Annotated in this window: 16 protein-coding genes and 3 tRNA genes; 6 read left to right on the forward strand and 13 right to left on the reverse strand. The window is 69.5% G+C overall.

Going from position 1 to position 15,799, the window contains the following annotated elements; translation table 11 throughout:
- Window positions 1–5: 5 nt before the first annotated feature.
- A complete protein-coding gene (locus GUY60_RS01365) occupies window positions 6–1,022 on the forward strand; it encodes an adenosine deaminase (protein WP_161692968.1) in 1,017 nt (338 codons plus the stop codon).
- Between the two features lie 10 nt (window positions 1,023–1,032).
- Here the strand turns inward: GUY60_RS01365 and GUY60_RS01370 are convergent, their stop codons facing one another.
- Window positions 1,033–1,638 (reverse strand): TetR/AcrR family transcriptional regulator, encoded by a 606-nt coding sequence (locus GUY60_RS01370; RefSeq protein ID WP_161692969.1) that lies wholly within the window; start codon window positions 1,636–1,638, stop codon window positions 1,033–1,035.
- A gap of 96 nt (window positions 1,639–1,734) precedes the next feature.
- Between GUY60_RS01370 and GUY60_RS01375 the strand changes: the two genes are divergently transcribed.
- Window positions 1,735–2,376, forward strand: coding sequence for an NAD(P)-dependent oxidoreductase (locus tag GUY60_RS01375; RefSeq protein WP_161692970.1), 642 nt, complete (start codon window positions 1,735–1,737; stop codon window positions 2,374–2,376).
- Between the two features lie 41 nt (window positions 2,377–2,417).
- On the opposite strand, the gene GUY60_RS01380 is transcribed toward GUY60_RS01375, so the two are convergent.
- The 6 genes from GUY60_RS01380 to GUY60_RS01405 all read right to left on the reverse strand — a co-directional run bounded on the left by GUY60_RS01380 (window position 2,418) and on the right by GUY60_RS01405 (window position 5,029).
- Window positions 2,418–3,473, reverse strand: a complete 1,056-nt coding sequence (locus GUY60_RS01380; protein ID WP_161692971.1) for a UDP-N-acetylmuramate dehydrogenase — start codon at window positions 3,471–3,473, stop codon at window positions 2,418–2,420.
- A 67-nt stretch (window positions 3,474–3,540) separates the two neighbouring features.
- On the reverse strand, window positions 3,541–3,990 hold the full coding sequence (locus GUY60_RS01385; RefSeq protein ID WP_161692972.1) for a MaoC family dehydratase: 450 nt from the start codon (window positions 3,988–3,990) through the stop codon (window positions 3,541–3,543).
- Window positions 3,991–3,992: 2 nt separating this feature from the next.
- Entirely contained in the window at window positions 3,993–4,445 is a 453-nt protein-coding gene (locus GUY60_RS01390; RefSeq protein ID WP_161692973.1) for a MaoC family dehydratase N-terminal domain-containing protein, read from the reverse strand.
- Between the two features lie 130 nt (window positions 4,446–4,575).
- Entirely contained in the window at window positions 4,576–4,740 is a 165-nt protein-coding gene (gene rpmG, locus GUY60_RS01395) for a 50S ribosomal protein L33 (RefSeq protein WP_003956487.1), read from the reverse strand.
- Window positions 4,741–4,838: 98 nt separating this feature from the next.
- Window positions 4,839–4,911: transfer RNA gene (locus GUY60_RS01400), tRNA-Met, on the reverse strand.
- Window positions 4,912–4,956: 45 nt separating this feature from the next.
- Window positions 4,957–5,029: transfer RNA gene (locus GUY60_RS01405), tRNA-Thr, on the reverse strand.
- Between the two features lie 240 nt (window positions 5,030–5,269).
- On the opposite strand from GUY60_RS01405, the gene GUY60_RS01410 reads away from it, so the two are divergent.
- Window positions 5,270–6,532: an amidohydrolase family protein gene (locus tag GUY60_RS01410; protein ID WP_161692974.1), complete on the forward strand. Its 1,263-nt coding sequence runs from the start codon at window positions 5,270–5,272 to the stop codon at window positions 6,530–6,532.
- 87 nt (window positions 6,533–6,619) lie between these two features.
- Here GUY60_RS01410 and GUY60_RS01415 read toward each other — a convergent pair whose 3' ends face one another.
- Entirely contained in the window at window positions 6,620–7,660 is a 1,041-nt protein-coding gene (locus tag GUY60_RS01415; protein WP_161692975.1) for a hypothetical protein, read from the reverse strand.
- A gap of 65 nt (window positions 7,661–7,725) precedes the next feature.
- On the opposite strand from GUY60_RS01415, the gene GUY60_RS01420 reads away from it, so the two are divergent.
- On the forward strand, window positions 7,726–8,382 hold the full coding sequence (locus GUY60_RS01420; protein WP_161692976.1) for an SDR family oxidoreductase: 657 nt from the start codon (window positions 7,726–7,728) through the stop codon (window positions 8,380–8,382).
- Window positions 8,383–8,574: 192 nt separating this feature from the next.
- Complete coding sequence (locus tag GUY60_RS01425; RefSeq protein WP_187369903.1) at window positions 8,575–11,295, forward strand: NACHT domain-containing protein; 2,721 nt, start codon at window positions 8,575–8,577, stop codon at window positions 11,293–11,295.
- Between the two features lie 99 nt (window positions 11,296–11,394).
- On the opposite strand, the gene GUY60_RS01430 is transcribed toward GUY60_RS01425, so the two are convergent.
- A tRNA-Tyr gene (locus GUY60_RS01430) sits at window positions 11,395–11,476 on the reverse strand.
- 185 nt (window positions 11,477–11,661) lie between these two features.
- Here GUY60_RS01430 and GUY60_RS01435 point away from each other — a divergent pair.
- Window positions 11,662–12,150 carry a YajQ family cyclic di-GMP-binding protein gene (locus GUY60_RS01435; protein ID WP_161692977.1) on the forward strand — a complete coding sequence of 163 codons (489 nt, stop codon included), beginning with the start codon at window positions 11,662–11,664 and terminating at the stop codon, window positions 12,148–12,150.
- A 123-nt stretch (window positions 12,151–12,273) separates the two neighbouring features.
- Here the strand turns inward: GUY60_RS01435 and GUY60_RS01440 are convergent, their stop codons facing one another.
- From GUY60_RS01440 to GUY60_RS01455, 4 genes are all read right to left on the reverse strand, one after another.
- Complete coding sequence (locus GUY60_RS01440; protein WP_161692978.1) at window positions 12,274–12,543, reverse strand: GlsB/YeaQ/YmgE family stress response membrane protein; 270 nt, start codon at window positions 12,541–12,543, stop codon at window positions 12,274–12,276.
- 121 nt (window positions 12,544–12,664) lie between these two features.
- Window positions 12,665–13,057, reverse strand: coding sequence for a YccF domain-containing protein (locus GUY60_RS01445; protein WP_161692979.1), 393 nt, complete (start codon window positions 13,055–13,057; stop codon window positions 12,665–12,667).
- Entirely contained in the window at window positions 13,054–13,914 is an 861-nt protein-coding gene (htpX, locus tag GUY60_RS01450) for a zinc metalloprotease HtpX (RefSeq protein ID WP_161692980.1), read from the reverse strand. The genes GUY60_RS01445 and htpX overlap by 4 nt, the downstream gene beginning before the upstream one ends.
- A gap of 213 nt (window positions 13,915–14,127) precedes the next feature.
- The gene (locus tag GUY60_RS01455) at window positions 14,128–15,654 is read right to left on the reverse strand and encodes an NADH-quinone oxidoreductase subunit N (RefSeq protein WP_161692981.1); all 1,527 of its coding nucleotides are present in this window, start codon (window positions 15,652–15,654) and stop codon (window positions 14,128–14,130) included.
- Between the last annotated feature and the right edge of the window lie 145 nt (window positions 15,655–15,799).

A 15,799-nucleotide genomic window follows, 5' to 3' on the forward strand; every position in this document is an offset into this window, starting at 1 on the left:
TTGGGATGGAGCGTGTTCGTGACGTCAGCCTGTTGCCCAAAGCCCATCTGCATCTGCACTTCACCGGGTCGATGCGGCCCACGACGCTGCTTGAGCTCGCGGACAAGTACGGGGTGCATCTCCCCGACGCGCTGACCGCGGGGCAGCCGCCGAAGTTGCGGGCCACCGATGAGCGCGGATGGTTCCGCTTCCAGCGGCTGTACGACATGGCGCGGTCCTGTCTGCGGGAGCCGGAGGACATCCAGCGGCTGGTCCGTGAGGCCGCGCAGGAGGACCTCGCGGACGGTTCCGGTTGGCTGGAGATCCAGGTCGATCCGACCTCGTACGCGCCCCGGCTCGGCGGTCTGATTCCCGCGCTCGAGGTCATCCTGGACGCGGTGGATTCCGCTTCCCGGGAGACCGGGCTCGGGATGCGGGTGCTGGTCGCGGCGAACCGGATGAAGCACCCGCTGGACGCCCGCACGCTGGCCCGGCTCGCGGTGCGGTACGCGGACCGGGGCATCGTCGGCTTCGGGCTCTCCAATGACGAACGGCGGGGCATGGCACGGGACTTCGACCGTGCCTTCGCCATCGCGCGGGAGGGCGGGCTGCTCGCGGCGCCGCACGGCGGCGAGCTGACCGGGCCCGCCTCGGTGCGCGACTGCGTCGACGATCTGCACGCCGCCCGGATCGGGCACGGGGTGCGCGCCGCCGAGGACCCGCGGCTGTTGAAGCGCCTGGCCGAGCGGGGCGTGACCTGCGAGGTCTGCCCGGCCTCCAATGTGGCGCTCGGGGTGTACGAGAAGCCCGAGGACGTGCCGCTGCGGACGCTGTACGACGCCGGAGTGCCGATGGCGCTCGGCGCCGACGACCCGCTGCTATTCGGCTCGCGCCTCGCCGCGCAGTACGAGATCGCGCGGGCGCACCACGGGTTCGACGACGCGGAGCTCGCGGAGCTGGCCCGGCAGTCGGTGCGCGGTTCGGCGGCGCCGGTCGACGTGCGGGAGAAGCTCCTGTCGGGGATCGACGACTGGCTGCGGTGAGCCCGCTCCCCTAGGCCGCGGACTCCGTGGCGATCCCCGCGAGGAGCGTGCGGACAAGACCGGTGGCGAACGTGTCGACGGGCGGCGGCGGGTGCGGCCCGTCCGTGTCGTACGCGAAGGAGCGCTGCGCGCAGGCACCCAGGAGCAGTGACGCGGCCGCGAAGGTGTCGGCGTGCGCGGCGATGCGGCCCGCCTGCTGTTCCGCCCGCAGGTAGCCGTCGAGGCCCGTGATCGGCATGTGCGGGCCGGTGCCCATCTCCCGCAGCGCCTCCTGGTGGCGGTTGCGCAGCTGGGTCTCCGCGTACAGGGAGGCGGCGATCGGGAAGCTCTGCTCGTAGAAGAGCGCGGCGGCACGGGCGATCTCGACCAAGTTCTCCTCGACGCTCCGGCTGCCCGGGTCGGCGACCAACCGGTGCAGCAGTGGGGAGAGTTGGGGCAGGCGCTCCTGGAGGACGCTGACGAACAGTTCTTCCTTGCTCGCGAAGTGCTTGTAGAGCGCGGCCTCCGAGCAGCCGGCCGCCTTGGCGATCTCCTTGGTGGTGGTGCGGGCGAGGCCGATCGTGCGCATCAGCTCGTGGGCTGCCGTGAGGATGCGCTCCCGGGCCGGTTTCTGCATGTGCCCTCCAATCAGACTTGACGGGTGAGTGAGTGCTTACCCACTCTAGAAGGCGCAGGGGTGAGTGAACACTCACCCACCTTGGGAGGCTGCGACATGAGGCTCACAGTTTTCGGTGCCACCGGCGGCATCGGCCAGGAGGTCGTCCGGCAAGCGCTCGACACGGGGCACGAGGTCACGGCCGTGGTGCGCGATCCGGCACGTCTGACGGTGACCGGTGACGGCCTGACGGTGGTCCGGGCCGACCTGCGGGACCCGGAGGTGCTGCGGGACGCGGTCGCCGGGCGGGACGCGGTGCTGTCCGGGCTCGGCGCGCGCTCGACCAAGGACGCCCGTACGGGGATCGCGGCGCGGCTGACGGGGCCGGTTCTGCGGGCGCTGGACGTGACCGGCACCCGGCGCTTCCTCGCGGTGAGCGCGGCGCCGCTCGCCGCCGAGCCGGCCGACCAGACGTTCATGCAGCGCGCGGTGGTGCTGCCGCTGATCAACACCGTCCTGAAGGCGGTCTACGACGACCTCAAGGTGATGGAGGAGGAGATCCGGCGCAGCGCCACGGACTGGACGCTCGTACGCCCGCCGAAGCTGCTCGACAAGCCGGTGACCGGCACCTATCGCACCGCGCTGAACGAGAATCTGCGCGGCGGCAGCACCATCGCGCGCGCGGACGTGGCGCACGCGATGCTGGCGCTGGCCGACGATCCGGCGGCCGTACGGCAGGGCGTGAGCGTGGCGTACTAGCGCCGGTACGCCACTGGTCGCGTACTAGCGCCGATGTCCCACTAGAGGCTGACGCCGACCGTCACCGGCTCGTTGACCAGCGTGATGCCGAAGGCGTCCCGGACTCCGACGACGACCTCACGGGCGAGGTCGAGCAGGTCCTCGGTGGTGGCCTCGCCTCGGTTGGTGAGGGCGAGGGTGTGCTTGGTGGAGATGCGGGCCGGCCCCTCTCCGTACCCCTTCGTGAAGCCCGCCTTGTCGATCAGCCAGGCGGCGGAGGTCTTCACCTGGCCCTCCCCCTCCGGGAAGGCGGGCGGGCGGGCGTCCGCGCCGAGGCGGTCCACCACGCGCGCGTGGAAGACGTCGAACTCCTCCCCGGTGAGGATCGGGTTGGTGAAGAACGACCCCGCCGACCAGGTGTCGTGGTCCTCCGGGTCGAGCACCATGCCCTTACCGGCGCGCAGCTTCAGGACCGTCTCGCGGGCGCTCGCCAGCGGGACGCGGTCGCCTGCCTCGACACCCAGGGTGCGGGCCGTCTCGGCGTACTTCAGCGGGGCGCTCAGACCGTCCGCGTCCTCCAGCTCGAAGCGGACGCGGAGCACCACATAGCGCGCGGGGTCGGCCTTGAAGCGGCTGTGGCGGTACGAGAAGGCGCAGTCGGCGTTGCTCAGGGTGACCGTTTCCCGGGCCTCCCTGTCGTACGCCACCACCTCGGTGATGGTCGAGGAGACCTCCTGGCCGTACGCCCCCACGTTCTGGATCGGGGTCGCGCCCGCGGAGCCGGGGATCCCGGCGAGGCACTCGACGCCCGCGAGACCGGCCTCCACCGTGCGCGCCACGGCGTCGGTCCACACCTCGCCGGCGGCCAACTCGAGCTTCGCGCCGTCCAGTTCGAAGCCCTTCGTGGCGATGCGCAGGGCGGTGCCGTCGAAGCCCTTGTCGCTGATCACGAGGTTGCTGCCGCCGCCGATGACGAGCAGGGGGGTGCCCGAGGCGTCGGCCTCGCGCACGGCGGAGACCACCTCGGCGTCGGTCGTCGCGGTGATCAGGCGGGTCGCGGGTCCGCCGAGCCGGAAGGTGGTCAGCGGGGCGAGCGGGGCGTCGTGGAGTTGCTGCACGCGCTCAAGGGTACGGTCCGGGACGGACAACGCCGGTCCCGGACCGTGAGAGGTTCCGCGACGCGCCTCAGCCGAGGCGTACGACGGCCCGCGACATACCGAGGACCTTCTGGTCCGCGCTCTTCGCGAGCAGGTCCACGCGCACGGTGCGGGCGTCGTCGTCGAGCTTGGCCGCGACCTTGGCGCTGACCTCGATGACCGCGCCTTCGTCGTCATTGGGCACGACGACCGGCTTGGTGAAGCGGACGCCGTACTCGGTCACAGCCGCCGGGTCGCCGACCCAGTCGGTGACGACGCGGATCGCCTCGGCCATGGTGAACATGCCGTGCGCGATGACGTCGGGCAGGCCGACTCCCTTGGCGAACTTCTCGTTCCAGTGGATCGGGTTGAAGTCGCCGGACGCGCCCGCGTACCGCACGAGTGTGGCGCGAGTCACCGGGAAGCTCTGCGCGGGGAGTTCGGTGCCGACCTCGACGTCCGCGTACCGGACCTGCGCCGTGGTGCTCGATGTGGTCATCGTCACGCCTCCTCTGCCGCGCGGGCGACGAGCTTGGTCCAGGCGGTCACCACGTGCTCGCCGGCCTCGTCGTGCACCTCACCCCGGATGTCCAGGATGTCGTTGCCCGCCATGGACTTGATCGCCTCGATGCTCGTGGTGACGCTGAGCCGGTCACCCGCGCGCACCGGGCGCGTGTACGCGAACTTCTGGTCGCCGTGCACGACGCGGCTGTAGTCGAGGCCCAGTTGCGGGTCCTCGATGACCTGTCCGGCCGCCTTGAAGGTGATGGCGAACACGAAAGTCGGCGGAGCGATCACATCGGGGTGTCCGAACGCCTTGGCCGCTTCCGGGTCGGTGTACGCCGCATTGGCGTCACCCACCGCCTCCGCGAATTCACGGATCTTCTCCCGGCCGACCTCATAGGGGTCGGTGGGCGGGTAGGACCGCCCCACGAAGGACTGGTCGAGCGCCATGGCCGTCGGCACCTCCTGTGCTTTCCGCGGTATTCCGCGGTGTTCCTGCCTCACCCGCGGCGACGACCACGGGCGGTAACGACACGAGGCCGCCCCCTGGAAAGGGGACGGCCTCGTATACGAGCCTGATTCAGCGAGTCTCGCGGTGTGCAGTGTGCGAGTTGCAGCGCGGGCAGTGCTTCTTCATCTCAAGACGGTCCGGGTTGTTACGCCGGTTCTTCTTGGTGATGTAGTTCCGCTCCTTGCACTCCACGCAGGCCAGCGTGATCTTCGGGCGGACGTCGGTGGCAGCCACGTGAGTGCTCCTTGGACGGACGGATGGGCGAATAAAACAGATGAACGCAGAAAAGAGTAGCCGACCGGAGGACAGACCCCGCAATCGGCTACTGTCAGTAGCGGTGACCGGACTTGAACCGGTGACACAGCGATTATGAGCCGCTTGCTCTACCGACTGAGCTACACCGCTTTGATGCGAGTCCCCTCACCCTAAGGTGAGGGAGCCGCACATCAGAGCCCCAATACGGAATCGAACCGTAGACCTTCTCCTTACCATGGAGACGCTCTACCGACTGAGCTATTGGGGCGAGCGATGAAGACATTACACGGTCGGCTGCCGTTCGCCCAAATCCGTTTGAGAGCCCCGCGCACAACGATCGCCCCACGCCTCTCAGTCGCCCCTTCAGGGGCCCGTGCACCACACCGGTACGACTATTCCGCTCCTCCGCGAAGGCGGGTGACCTGCGCCCTAGGCTCGGCACACGCTGCGTGATCTTGATCGAACGCCGCGTGGTCCTGACCGTTCGAGCCACGCACCCGGGAGCGCGATGCCCGACAGCCAGCCGCAGCCGCCGCACCATGACGGCGCCGCCGAGGACACCGCCTCCCTCCTGCTCTGCGGAGCCACGCTCACCGACGGCCGGACGGTCGATGTGCGCCTCGGCCGGGGGCGGATCGAGGCGGTCGGCACAGCGGGCAGCCTGACCGCGCACACCGCGCGCGTGGATCTCGCCGGCTACCTGCTGCTGCCCGCGCCCGCGGAGCCGCACGCGCACAGCGACACCGCGCTGACGGCGGACTGCGACGGTCCGGCCGCGTACGACATCCAGGACGTCCAGCGGCGCACCACCGAAGCGGCGCTCCTGCAACTCGGCCACGGCGCCACCGCGTTGCGCAGCCATGTGCGGATCGGGGACGTGCAAGGGCTCGACGCCATGGAGGCCGTTCTGCAGACACGCAGGGCGGTGCGCGGGCTGACGGATCTCACCGCGGTCGCCGTGCCGCGGCTGCTCACCGGGGTCGCGGGTGCCGACGGTCTCGCGATGCTGCGGGACGCGGTGAAAATGGGCGCCTCCGTGGTCGGAGGTTGCCCCGATCTGGACCCGGATCCGACCGGCTACGTAGAGGCGGTTCTCGAGGTCGCCGCTGAGCACGGCTGCCCCGTCGACCTGCACACCGACGGTGGCGATCCGGCTCGGCTCGCGCGCCTCGCGGCCATGGCGGGCGGGCTGCGGCCCGGGGTGACGGTCGGGCCCTGCGGCGGGCTCGGCCGGATGCCCGCCGACGTGGCCTCGCGCAGCGCCGACGCCCTCGCCGCCGCCGGTGTCGCCGTGGCCTGCCTGCCGCAGGGCGACTGCGGCGGCCTGGAGCGGCGTGGGTCCTGCACGGCCCCCGTACGGCTGCTCAGGGCGGCCGGGGTGCGGGTGGCCGCGGGCAGTGGCGCGTTGCGTGACGTGGCCAATCCGGTGGGGCGCGGCGACCCCTTGGAGGCCGGGTACCTGCTGGCTTCGCAGCACGGGCTCGCCGCTGAGGACGCGTACGCCTCGGTCAGCACGGTGGCGCGGGCCGCCATGGGGCTGCCCGAAGTGCGCGTGGAGGCCGGTTTCCCGGCCGAGCTGCTCGCCGTACGCGGCTCTCGGCTCGCGGGCGCCCTGTCGCTCGCGTACAGCCGGATCGTGGTGCATCGCGGGCGCGTGGTGGCGCGGACCAGTGCGGTACGGGAGTACTGCGACTCGGCGGTGGCTGTGGCGCTCGACCTGCCGCGTCAGGGGCGGTCGAAGGGGACGGCCGGGGAGAGCGGCACGGCGTGAAGTCGGCTGCCACGCGCGCGTGGTGACGGTTTTGCGGTGCGGTACGGCACCACGCGCGCGTGCGGGCTGTTGTGCCGGCGGGCCGGGTCAGCCGATGAGGCCGGCGCCGCCCAGGAACATCAGGTCGGCGGGCTTCAGCTCGGTGGCGTCCGCCGGGCGCTCGATCTTCCCCGCTGTGCCGAACTTCACGGTCAGCGGCAGCTCGGTGCCCTTCTGCAAGCCGTCGGACTTGTCCGCGAGTTGAGCGAGGTCGAACGTGACCTGTCGCAGTTTGCCGTTCTCGATCTCGAACTCGACCGTGACGGGCTTGTTCGGGAGGGACTTGAAGTCCTTGGCGGTCGGCAGTTCGGAGCCGGGCGGCAGCTCGTCGGCCATCGGCTCGAGCTTGTTCACGATGCCCTTCAGGAGCGAGCGGGCGTGCGCCTTCGCCTTGATGCGGCCGGTGCCGTCGGCGTCCGTGTCGCCCTTGAACGTGACCTCGCGGGCGAGCACGCGCTGGATGCCCTTGAGGAGCTTGCCCCGCGCCTTTTCGTCCGTGCGCTGCCGCTGCGCGGGGCCGGGCAGGGTCCCGGGAGCGACCCTGATCCAGTCGCCCTCGAGGACGCTGCGCAAGCTCCCGGCCTGCGGGGGAAGGTCGCCGGCCGACGGCATCGGAACCTTCGCCAGCTCACCGAAGGCTCGCAAGTCGGCGCGGTAGTACGTGTCTTCGCCCAGGGCTCGGTATTCGACCAGCGTTCCGTCGGCTCCGGCGATCTTCATCGACTTACCGGAGAAATCCTTCTCCCTGGTGTCGGCCAGCGGCTTCTTCGAGCGCAGCGCGACCTGCAGCCGGGCCTCGCCCAGGAAGGCGCCGAAGCCGGGCGGCGGGCCGTCGCCCCCGCGCACTCCGTCGCTGCGGCCGACGAGCTCCTCGAGCGTGGCCGGATCGGCGTCCAGGCTCAACTCGACGGAGAGCGAGTGCTGTTCACCCAGCTTCGCCACGGCGTCGTCGACCTGGCGCCCCGCGGAGGCGCTCTCGATCGGGTCACAGGCGGTGGTGCCCGCGAGGACGACGGCGGCGCAGCCGGTGGCGATCAGGGTGGTGCGTATGGCGGTGATGGCAGGCTCCTCTTGAAGATGAACACTCATGTGACGCCCGAGGCACGGCACTGGTTGCACGGCACGGTCGGCCGACGCGGCGTACGGTCGGAAACATGCGGATTGTCATCGCTGGAGGACACGGTCAGATCGCGTTGCGGCTGGAGCGTCTGCTCGCCGCGCGCGGATACGAGGTCGCGGGCCTGATCCGCAACCCCGATCAGGGCGACGACCTGCGGGCTGCGGGCGCCGAGCCGGTGCTGTGCGACCTGGAGTCGGCCTCGGTCGAGCAGGTCGCGGCCCATCTTCAGGGCGCCACAGCGGCGGTTTTCGCGGCCGGCGCGGGGCCCGGCAGCGGCATGGGCCGCAAGGACACGGTGGACCGGGGCGCGGCGGTGCTGTTCGCCGAGGCCGCCGAGCGGGCCGGAGTGCGGCGGTACGTGGTGGTGTCGTCGATGGGCGCGAACCCGGACCACAAGGGCGACGACGTCTTCGACGCGTACCAGCGCGCGAAGGGTGAGGCCGATGCGTACGTACGCGGCCGTGCGGGGCTCGACTGGACGATTCTGCGGCCCGGCATGCTGACGAACGACGCCGGTACGGGTCTGGTGCGCCTGGCGGCCTCGACGGGCCGCGGACCTGTCCCGCGCGACGACGTGGCGGCGGTCCTGGCCGAGTTGGTGGACGCGCCGGGGACGGTCGGCCTCACGCTCGAGTTGGTCAGCGGGGGGACGCCGGTTTCCGTAGCGGTGAAGGACGTGGCGGGGAACTGAGGGCTCCCCGGGGGGTTTTCGGGAGCGGCGGCCAGGCATTATCGGGTTGCTGGCCGGAATTTGCTTGCTCGGTGGCGCGTTCTTCAACTGCCGAACGGAATAACGACGTTGTGGCGTACGCCGCCGCGCTCGGCCCTACGCTGGCCGGATGACGGATCGGCGAACTCGCCCTGCGGGCGACCCGGAGGGCTGATGGAACCCACCGTGATCGGGGCCCGGCTCGCGTCCGGTGTCGTCGGTCCCCTGGTCAAGAAACTGTTCCTGCCCGACGGTCCCGGCGCCGGCCTGGTCGACAAACCGGTGCGCGTGACCCGGCTCATTTCATTCCGCGGCGAGCAACGGACGCTTTCCGACAAGGAACTGCGGAAGATCGCGGACGAACTCGTCCGGCGCGCGGCCCATTCGACCGGCGCGGAGGAGTTGCTGCCCTCCTTCGAGAAGCGGGGCGTCATCAATGCCGTCACCGATTCCCTGCGGTCCCTCGGCACGATCGACATGGACGACGTACAAGCGGTGCGGCTCGGCCATCTCGAACTCTCGCAGCATTTACGGGCGCAGAGCAGGGCGGCCACGATAGGCCTGTCGAGCGACGCGATCGCACTGCACGCCGCCGTGATGGACACCGCCTGCCTGCACATCCTGAATTTCTTCACGCAGCGCTCCACCTTTGTAGCGCGGACGCTGCTCGAACAGAGCCGCAGTATCGAGGAGTTGGCGCGCAGGATCGATGTCCTGCTCGCGCGGGCCCCGTCCCCCGCCGACGGCCCTTTCGAGGAACGCTATGCGCGCTACATCGAGTCCAAGCACGGCAAGTTGAGCATTTTCGGCCTCGATCTGTCCGGTGGGCCGGCGAGCTGGCGCCTCGATGTGGCCTATCTCAACCTGGACGCGGCGGGCGACTCCCCGAATTCCGTGCCGGCCACGATCTCCGCCGATCACGTACTCGCCGGACGCAATCGCGTACTCCTGCGCGGGGTGGCCGGTTCGGGAAAGACGACCCTCGTCCAGTGGCTGGCGATCTCGACGGCGAAGAAGTCCCTCGACAAAGACCTGCTGTATCTGTACGGACTCGTGCCGTTCGTACTGCCCTTGCGCACTTTGACCCGCAGCGGCGCGCCTCTTCCGGCCCCGGACGCATTCCTCTCCTCGGTCGCCTGTCCCATCGCCGGATTCCAGCCCCATGGATGGATCGACCGGGTTCTGCGCGCCGGGCGCGGGCTCATTCTGGTCGACGGCATCGACGAGATTCCCGAGGACGACCGCAACGACGCCCGGCGCTGGCTCCACGAACTCCTCAGCGCCTATCCGGACAACCGCTGGCTCGTCACGTCGAGGCCCTCCGCGGTACGCGAACGCTGGCTCACCGACGACGAGTTCGCCGAGCTGGACCTGGCGCCCATGCACCGGGACAACGTCACGGAATTCGTGAAGCGTTGGCACGAGGCCGCCGGAATCAGCGATCAGTACGCGACGGCGCTGCTGCGCACCGTCCGGGCCAAACAGGATCTGAGCAGACTGGCCACGAATCCCCTGATGTGCGGGCTGATCTGCGCGTTGAACCAGGACCGGCGCGGCTATCTGCCGGAGGGCCGTAAGGAGATCTACGACGCGGCGCTCTCCATGCTGCTGTTCCGGCGGGACCGTGAACGGGGTGTCCACAAAACCGGTGCCATCCGGATCAGCGAGGCCCAGCACATCCAACTGATCCAGAAACTGGCCTATTGGATGATCCGTAACGGCCGCTCCGAGATGAACCGCACCGATGCCGTGGAACTCCTGGGCCAGGCCCTTCCGGCCATGCCCCAGGTCTCCCGGCAGGGTTCCGCCGAGGAGATCTATCAGTATCTGCTCGTCCGCAGTGGCCTGTTGAGGGAACCGAGTGCGGAGTCGATGGATTTCATCCACCGCACTTTCCAGGACTATCTCGGGGCGAAGGCGGCGGTCGAAGGGCTCGACTTCGACTTCCTCATCGCCAACGGTCACCTGGACCAGTGGGAAGACGTCATCAGAATGGCCGTCGCCCACGCTCGCCCCGGTGAACGGACCCGGCTGCTCACCGGCCTTGTCAGGCGTACGGACACCACGGAGCAGGGCCTGAATCGGCTGCATCTGCTCGCGGCGGCCTGCCTGGAACACGCCACCGAACTCGACCCCGAGGTGCGGGCCGAAGTCCAGCACCGTGCGGCCGCGTTGATTCCCCCGCGCTCGGCGGAACAGGCACGCGCGTTGTCGTCGGTCGGCCCTGTCGTACTCGATCTGCTTCCCGGACCGCGGGTGCTTCCGCCGCGTCCGATGCCGGTGGAATCGGTGGACACGGAGGCGGAGCGAGCCCGTAAAAGGAAAATGGAATCCGCGTACCGAGCGGTCGCCGATGAGGCCTACTTCACCGTTCTCTCGGCCACACCGATCGCGACGGACGGCGCCGTCGGCGTTCTCGCCCAGTACCGCGAGCACGCGGATCTGCGCGTACGCACCGAACTCGCGCAGGCGTGGAGCAGATACGACACCGAGCTCTACGGCCAGGAAGTGATCGCGCATCTCCCGTCGAAGGACCTGTACTTCCCGGTCACGAACCTTCGCGAGCTGCGCGCACTACGGGAATTCGGAGGCCGCTCGCACATCAGGGTCGCCGGTGAATTCACCGCCCCGGAGTTCGTGAACACCTGCGTCAGCAGGGCACTCACCCACCTGTGGGTGGAGACCGACATGGGGCGCTCCTGGCAGTGGCTCGGCGCGTTCCACCGGCTCCATGAGCTCACCGTCGAGACGCTTCACTCACACATCGACTTCAGTACGGTTCCGCAGCTGCGGTCGCTGCGCACGATCCGTGTCCCGGAGGGCGCCGCGGTCACCGGCGCCGAGACCCTGCCGCCGTCCGTGACGGTCGTGCGCGGGCGGCTGGGGGTTGTCTGAGGGCGGGCTGAGAGTGGACCGAGAGCGGGGCGCGTGCGGGCGCACGAAGAAGCCCCCTCCGCTCTGCGTTTCCGCAGTTCGGAGGGGGCTTTCCCAGTGTGGCGGCGCCAGGATTCGAACCTGGGAAGGCTGAGCCGGCAGATTTACAGTCTGCTCCCTTTGGCCGCTCGGGCACACCGCCTGGGATGCTGCGTAAAGCGGCCTTGCGGCTGCTCCGTGGCAACGACGTAAACGATACCTGATGCCCGGGGGTGCTTCGCCACCCGATAGATCGCCGCTCGTCGGCGACCTGGTGACTAGGCTTGCGGGTGCGGTCCGGACTACCGGCCGTACCCCTACGCACCCCGATACAAGGAGCCACAGGACATGGCCGACTCCAGTTTCGACATCGTCTCGAAGGTCGAGCGGCAGGAGGTCGACAACGCCCTCAACCAGGCCGCCAAGGAAATCTCGCAGCGCTACGACTTCAAGGGCACCGGCGCCTCGATCGATTGGTCCGGCGAGAAGATCCTCATGCAGGCCAACGGCGAGGAGCGCGTCAAGGCCATCCTTGACATCTTCCAGTCCAAGCTGATCAAGCGCGGCATCTCGCTGAAGTCGCTGGACGCCGGTGAGCCGCAGCTGTCCGGCAAGGAGTACAAGATCTTCGCCTCCATCGAGGAGGGCATCTCCCAGGAGAACGCGAAGAAGGTCGCGAAGGTCATCCGCGACGAGGGCCCGAAGGGCGTGAAGGCCCAGGTGCAGGGCGACGAACTGCGGGTGAGCTCGAAGAACCGCGACGACCTGCAGTCCGTGATCGCACTCCTGAAGGGCCGGGACTTCGACTTCGCGCTGCAGTTCGTGAACTACCGGTAAGCATGCGCGCGTTGGGCGCGTAGCGTCCGCGGAGCTCATGAGGCAGATGTACGGAAGGGCGGACACCGTCGCGGTGTCCGCCCTTCCGTTTGTCGCCCGCCGCCTCTGGCCGGCCGTGGCTCCTCAGCGGGAGCGCGAGTGGCCGAAGAGCAGGCGGTACGCGACCAGGAGGATGAGGGAGCCGCCGATGGCCGCGACCCAAGTGGCGCCGTCGTAGAAGTCCTTGGTGATCGGCCGGTCGAGGAACTCTGCGGAGGCCCAGCCTCCGATGAAGGCTCCCGCGACGCCGATGAGGGTGGTGCCGATGAGGCCGCCCGGGTCCCGGCCGGGCAGCAGGATCTTGGCTGCGGCTCCGGCGATGAGTCCCAGAATGATCCAGCTGATGATGCCCATACCGCCGTGACCTGCCTTTCCTCGTGCACCTGTCGGTTGTGCGGTGTCACGGGGGAAGACGCGGGGCGGGGCGTGTGTGGTTGCGAGGCGCCGCGCGGTGCGGCGCATGACACAGGGCGGGTCAGCGGGTGGCGAACGGCTCGTCGGTGCGGACGATGTCGCGACCCAGGGGCATCAAAGAGACCGGGATCAGCTTGAAGTTCGCGAAGCCCAACGGGATTCCGATGATCGTGAGGCACTGCGCGACGCCCGTGACGATATGCGCGAGCGCCAGCCACCAGCCCGCGAGGACCAGCCACAGGACGTTGCCCACGAAGGACGGCGCGCCCGCGTCGCGGCGTTCGACGGTCGTGTACCCGAAGGGCCACAGCGCGTAGACACCGATACGGAACGCGGCGATCCCGAAGGGGATGCCGATGATCGTGATGCAGAGGATCAGGCCCGCCAGTACGTAACCGAGGAACAGCCAGAGGCCGCTCAGTACGAGCCAGATGATGTTGAGGATGGTCTTCACGGGTTGCGTCCTGCCATCTGTTCGAGGCGGGCGATGCGCTCCGCCATGGGCGGGTGCGTCGAGAACAGCTTCGCCATGCCCTGGCCCGGCCGGAAGGGGTTCGCGATCATCATGTGGCTGGCTGCTTCGATCTTGGGCTCGGGTGGGAGGGGCAGCTGCTTCGTACCGCTCTCCAGTTTGCGCAGGGCGCTGGCCAGGGCGAGCGGGTCGCCGGTGAGTTGGGCTCCGGAGGAGTCCGCCTCGTACTCCCTGGAGCGGCTGATGGAGAGGCGGATGACCGAGGCCGCGATCGGCCCCAGGAGCATGATCAGCAGCATGCCGAAGATGCCTGGACCCTCACGGTTGTTGTTCCCGCTCGGGATCAGCCAGGCGAAGTTGACCAGGAACATGATCACTGAGGCGAGGGCGCCGGCCACCGAGGAGATCAGGATGTCGCGGTTGTAGACGTGGCTCAGCTCGTGGCCGATGACGCCGCGCAGCTCGCGCTCGTCCAGGATGCGCAGGATTCCGTCGGTGCAGCACACCGCCGCGTTGCGCGGATTGCGGCCGGTCGCGAACGCGTTGGGCGCCTCGGTGGGTGAGATGTACAACCGGGGCATGGGCTGGCGGGCCTGCGTGGAGAGTTCGCGGACCATCCGGTACAGCTCGGGGGCCTCGAACTCGCTCACCGGGCGGGCGCGCATCGCCCTCAGGGCGAGCTTGTCGCTGTTCCAGTACGCGTACGCGTTGGTGCCGAGCGCCACGAGAAGGGCGACGAGAAGGCCCGTACGTCCGAAGAAGCTGCCGATGACAAGGATGAGCGCGGACAGTCCGCCGAGGAGCACGGCGGTCTTCAGACCGTTGTAGCGGCGGTGCACGGTACGCCCTCCTGGTGGTGCGGCGGGGGAACCCTTGAATCACTGGCTTCCACTCTCCAGTGGACCCTCCCTACCTGGTCAACGCCAGGCGAAGGGTGCTGGTTCCCCGGTGCGCGCACAGCCGGATTCGGCCGTACGGGTGCGGAGCCCGGCGGCGGGGGCCCGTCCCGTACGGATGCGGTGCTGTGAGGCGCTCGTGGTGTTGTGCGGCGCTCAGAAGAGGCCGGTCGCCGAGAAGCGCAGGACGAGCTGGGGGGCGCCGGAGAGGGCGATACCGAGGACGGTGGTGAGGACGAGCGCGGCCGCCAGCGGGAACGGGATCGCGTGCTTCCGTTCGGGCTTTTCCGCTCCTTCAGGGGTGCGGAACAGGATGGCGGTCCACTGCAGGTAGTAGAAGAGGGCGATCACGACGTTGACGGCCATGACGACCGCGAGCCAGCCAAGGCCCGCGTCGACGGCCGCCGAGAAGACCGTGACCTTGGCGAACAGGCCGATGATGCCGGGCGGCAGACCCGCCAGGCAGAGCAGGAAGAAGCCGAGAGCGAGGGCCGCGAGGGGGTGGTTCGCGTACAGGCCGCGGTAGTCGCTGATCCGGTTCAGCGGCCGGGTGCGGGCGACGAGGGCGGCGACGGCGAAGGCGCCGAGGTTCACCGCGGAGTACATCAGGGCGTACGCGACGGTCGCGCCGATCGCCTTCTGGGTGTCGGCGGGGCTGTCCGCGTAGGCGGCCGAGGCGATCGGCACCAGGAGGTAGCCGGCCTGTCCCACCGAGGACCACGCGAGGAGGCGAATCGCGCTGTACGCGCGCGTGCCGACCTGTCGGAGCGCGGCGACGTTGCCGACCGTCATGGTGAGGGCGGCGAGTACGGCGAGTACGGGGCCCCACACATCCGCGTACGAGGGGAAGGCGACGACGGTCACCAGGATGATCCCGGTGAAGCCGACCGCCTTGCCCACCACGGAGAGGTAGGCGGCCACCGGGAGCGGGGCGCCGATGTAGGTGTCGGGCACCCAGAAGTGGAAGGGCACCGCGGCCGTCTTGAAGGCGAAGCCGACGAGGGTGAGGGCGACACCGGTCTGCGCGAGGGTGTGCAACTGCCCGTCGACCCGGCCGAGTTCCGTCGCGACCTCGGTGAGGTGGAGCGTGCCGGTGGCCGCGTACACGAAACTGACGCCCAGGAGGCTCACCGCGGTGGCGGTGACGGACGACAGGAAGAACTTGAGGGCCGCCTCCGAGGAGCGGCGGTCGCCGCGCCTGAGGCCGACCAGCGCGAAGGCCGGAAGCGAGGCCACCTCCAGGGCCACGATCAGGGTGGCGAGGTCGCGCGAGGCGGGCAGCAGGGCCGCTCCGGCCGCAGAGGAGAGCAGCAGGAACCAGAACTCGCCCTCGGGGAGCTCCTTAGTCTCCTTGAGCGGGCTGACCGACAGGAGGGCGGTCAGGAGCGCGCCGGCGAGCACCAGGAACTGGATGACGACGGTGAAGCGGTCGGCCGTGTAGCTGCAGACGCCCGCGTCGCCGGTGAGGCAGAACGTGGAGCGGTCGCCGTCGAGCAGGAGCAGCAGCGACAGAGTGGCGGCGACCAGACCGGCGACCGAAATCCACGCCAGAAGCGCCTTGTTGGCCTCGCGCACGAACAGATCGGCGACGAGGACGACCAGGCCGACGACGGCCGCGACGGTGGGCGGAGCGACCGCGATCCAGTCGACGGACTGGACGAGGCTTGCGGCTGCTTCGGTCATGCCTTGCCTCCTGCGAGGAGCTGCTGCACGGCCGGGTCGGTGAGGCCGAGCAGCAGCGCGGGCCAGAGTCCGGCGAGGACGGTGAGGGCGACGAGCGGGGTCCAGGCGGCGAACTCGTAGCCCTGGACGTCGGGGAGCTTGGGGG

It is taken from the genome of Streptomyces boluensis (assembly GCF_009908195.1).
Classification (GTDB): domain Bacteria; phylum Actinomycetota; class Actinomycetes; order Streptomycetales; family Streptomycetaceae; genus Streptomyces; species Streptomyces boluensis.

Excerpts from the sequence above, each read along its gene's own strand:
- GUY60_RS01365 (WP_161692968.1), top strand. The coding sequence starts at position 6 with ATGGAGCGTGTTCGTGACGTCAGCCTGTTGCCCAAAGCCCATCTGCAT.
- GUY60_RS01370 (WP_161692969.1), bottom strand. The coding sequence starts at position 1,638 with ATGCAGAAACCGGCCCGGGAGCGCATCCTCACGGCAGCCCACGAGCTG.
- GUY60_RS01375 (WP_161692970.1), top strand. The coding sequence starts at position 1,735 with ATGAGGCTCACAGTTTTCGGTGCCACCGGCGGCATCGGCCAGGAGGTC.
- GUY60_RS01385 (WP_161692972.1), bottom strand. The coding sequence starts at position 3,990 with ATGACCACATCGAGCACCACGGCGCAGGTCCGGTACGCGGACGTCGAG.
- GUY60_RS01390 (WP_161692973.1), bottom strand. The coding sequence starts at position 4,445 with ATGGCGCTCGACCAGTCCTTCGTGGGGCGGTCCTACCCGCCCACCGAC.
- GUY60_RS01410 (WP_161692974.1), top strand. The coding sequence starts at position 5,270 with ATGCCCGACAGCCAGCCGCAGCCGCCGCACCATGACGGCGCCGCCGAG.
- GUY60_RS01415 (WP_161692975.1), bottom strand. The coding sequence starts at position 7,660 with ATGAGTGTTCATCTTCAAGAGGAGCCTGCCATCACCGCCATACGCACC.
- GUY60_RS01420 (WP_161692976.1), top strand. The coding sequence starts at position 7,726 with ATGCGGATTGTCATCGCTGGAGGACACGGTCAGATCGCGTTGCGGCTG.
- GUY60_RS01425 (WP_187369903.1), top strand. The coding sequence starts at position 8,575 with ATGGAACCCACCGTGATCGGGGCCCGGCTCGCGTCCGGTGTCGTCGGT.
- GUY60_RS01435 (WP_161692977.1), top strand. The coding sequence starts at position 11,662 with ATGGCCGACTCCAGTTTCGACATCGTCTCGAAGGTCGAGCGGCAGGAG.
- GUY60_RS01440 (WP_161692978.1), bottom strand. The coding sequence starts at position 12,543 with ATGGGCATCATCAGCTGGATCATTCTGGGACTCATCGCCGGAGCCGCA.
- GUY60_RS01455 (WP_161692981.1), bottom strand. The coding sequence starts at position 15,654 with ATGACCGAAGCAGCCGCAAGCCTCGTCCAGTCCGTCGACTGGATCGCG.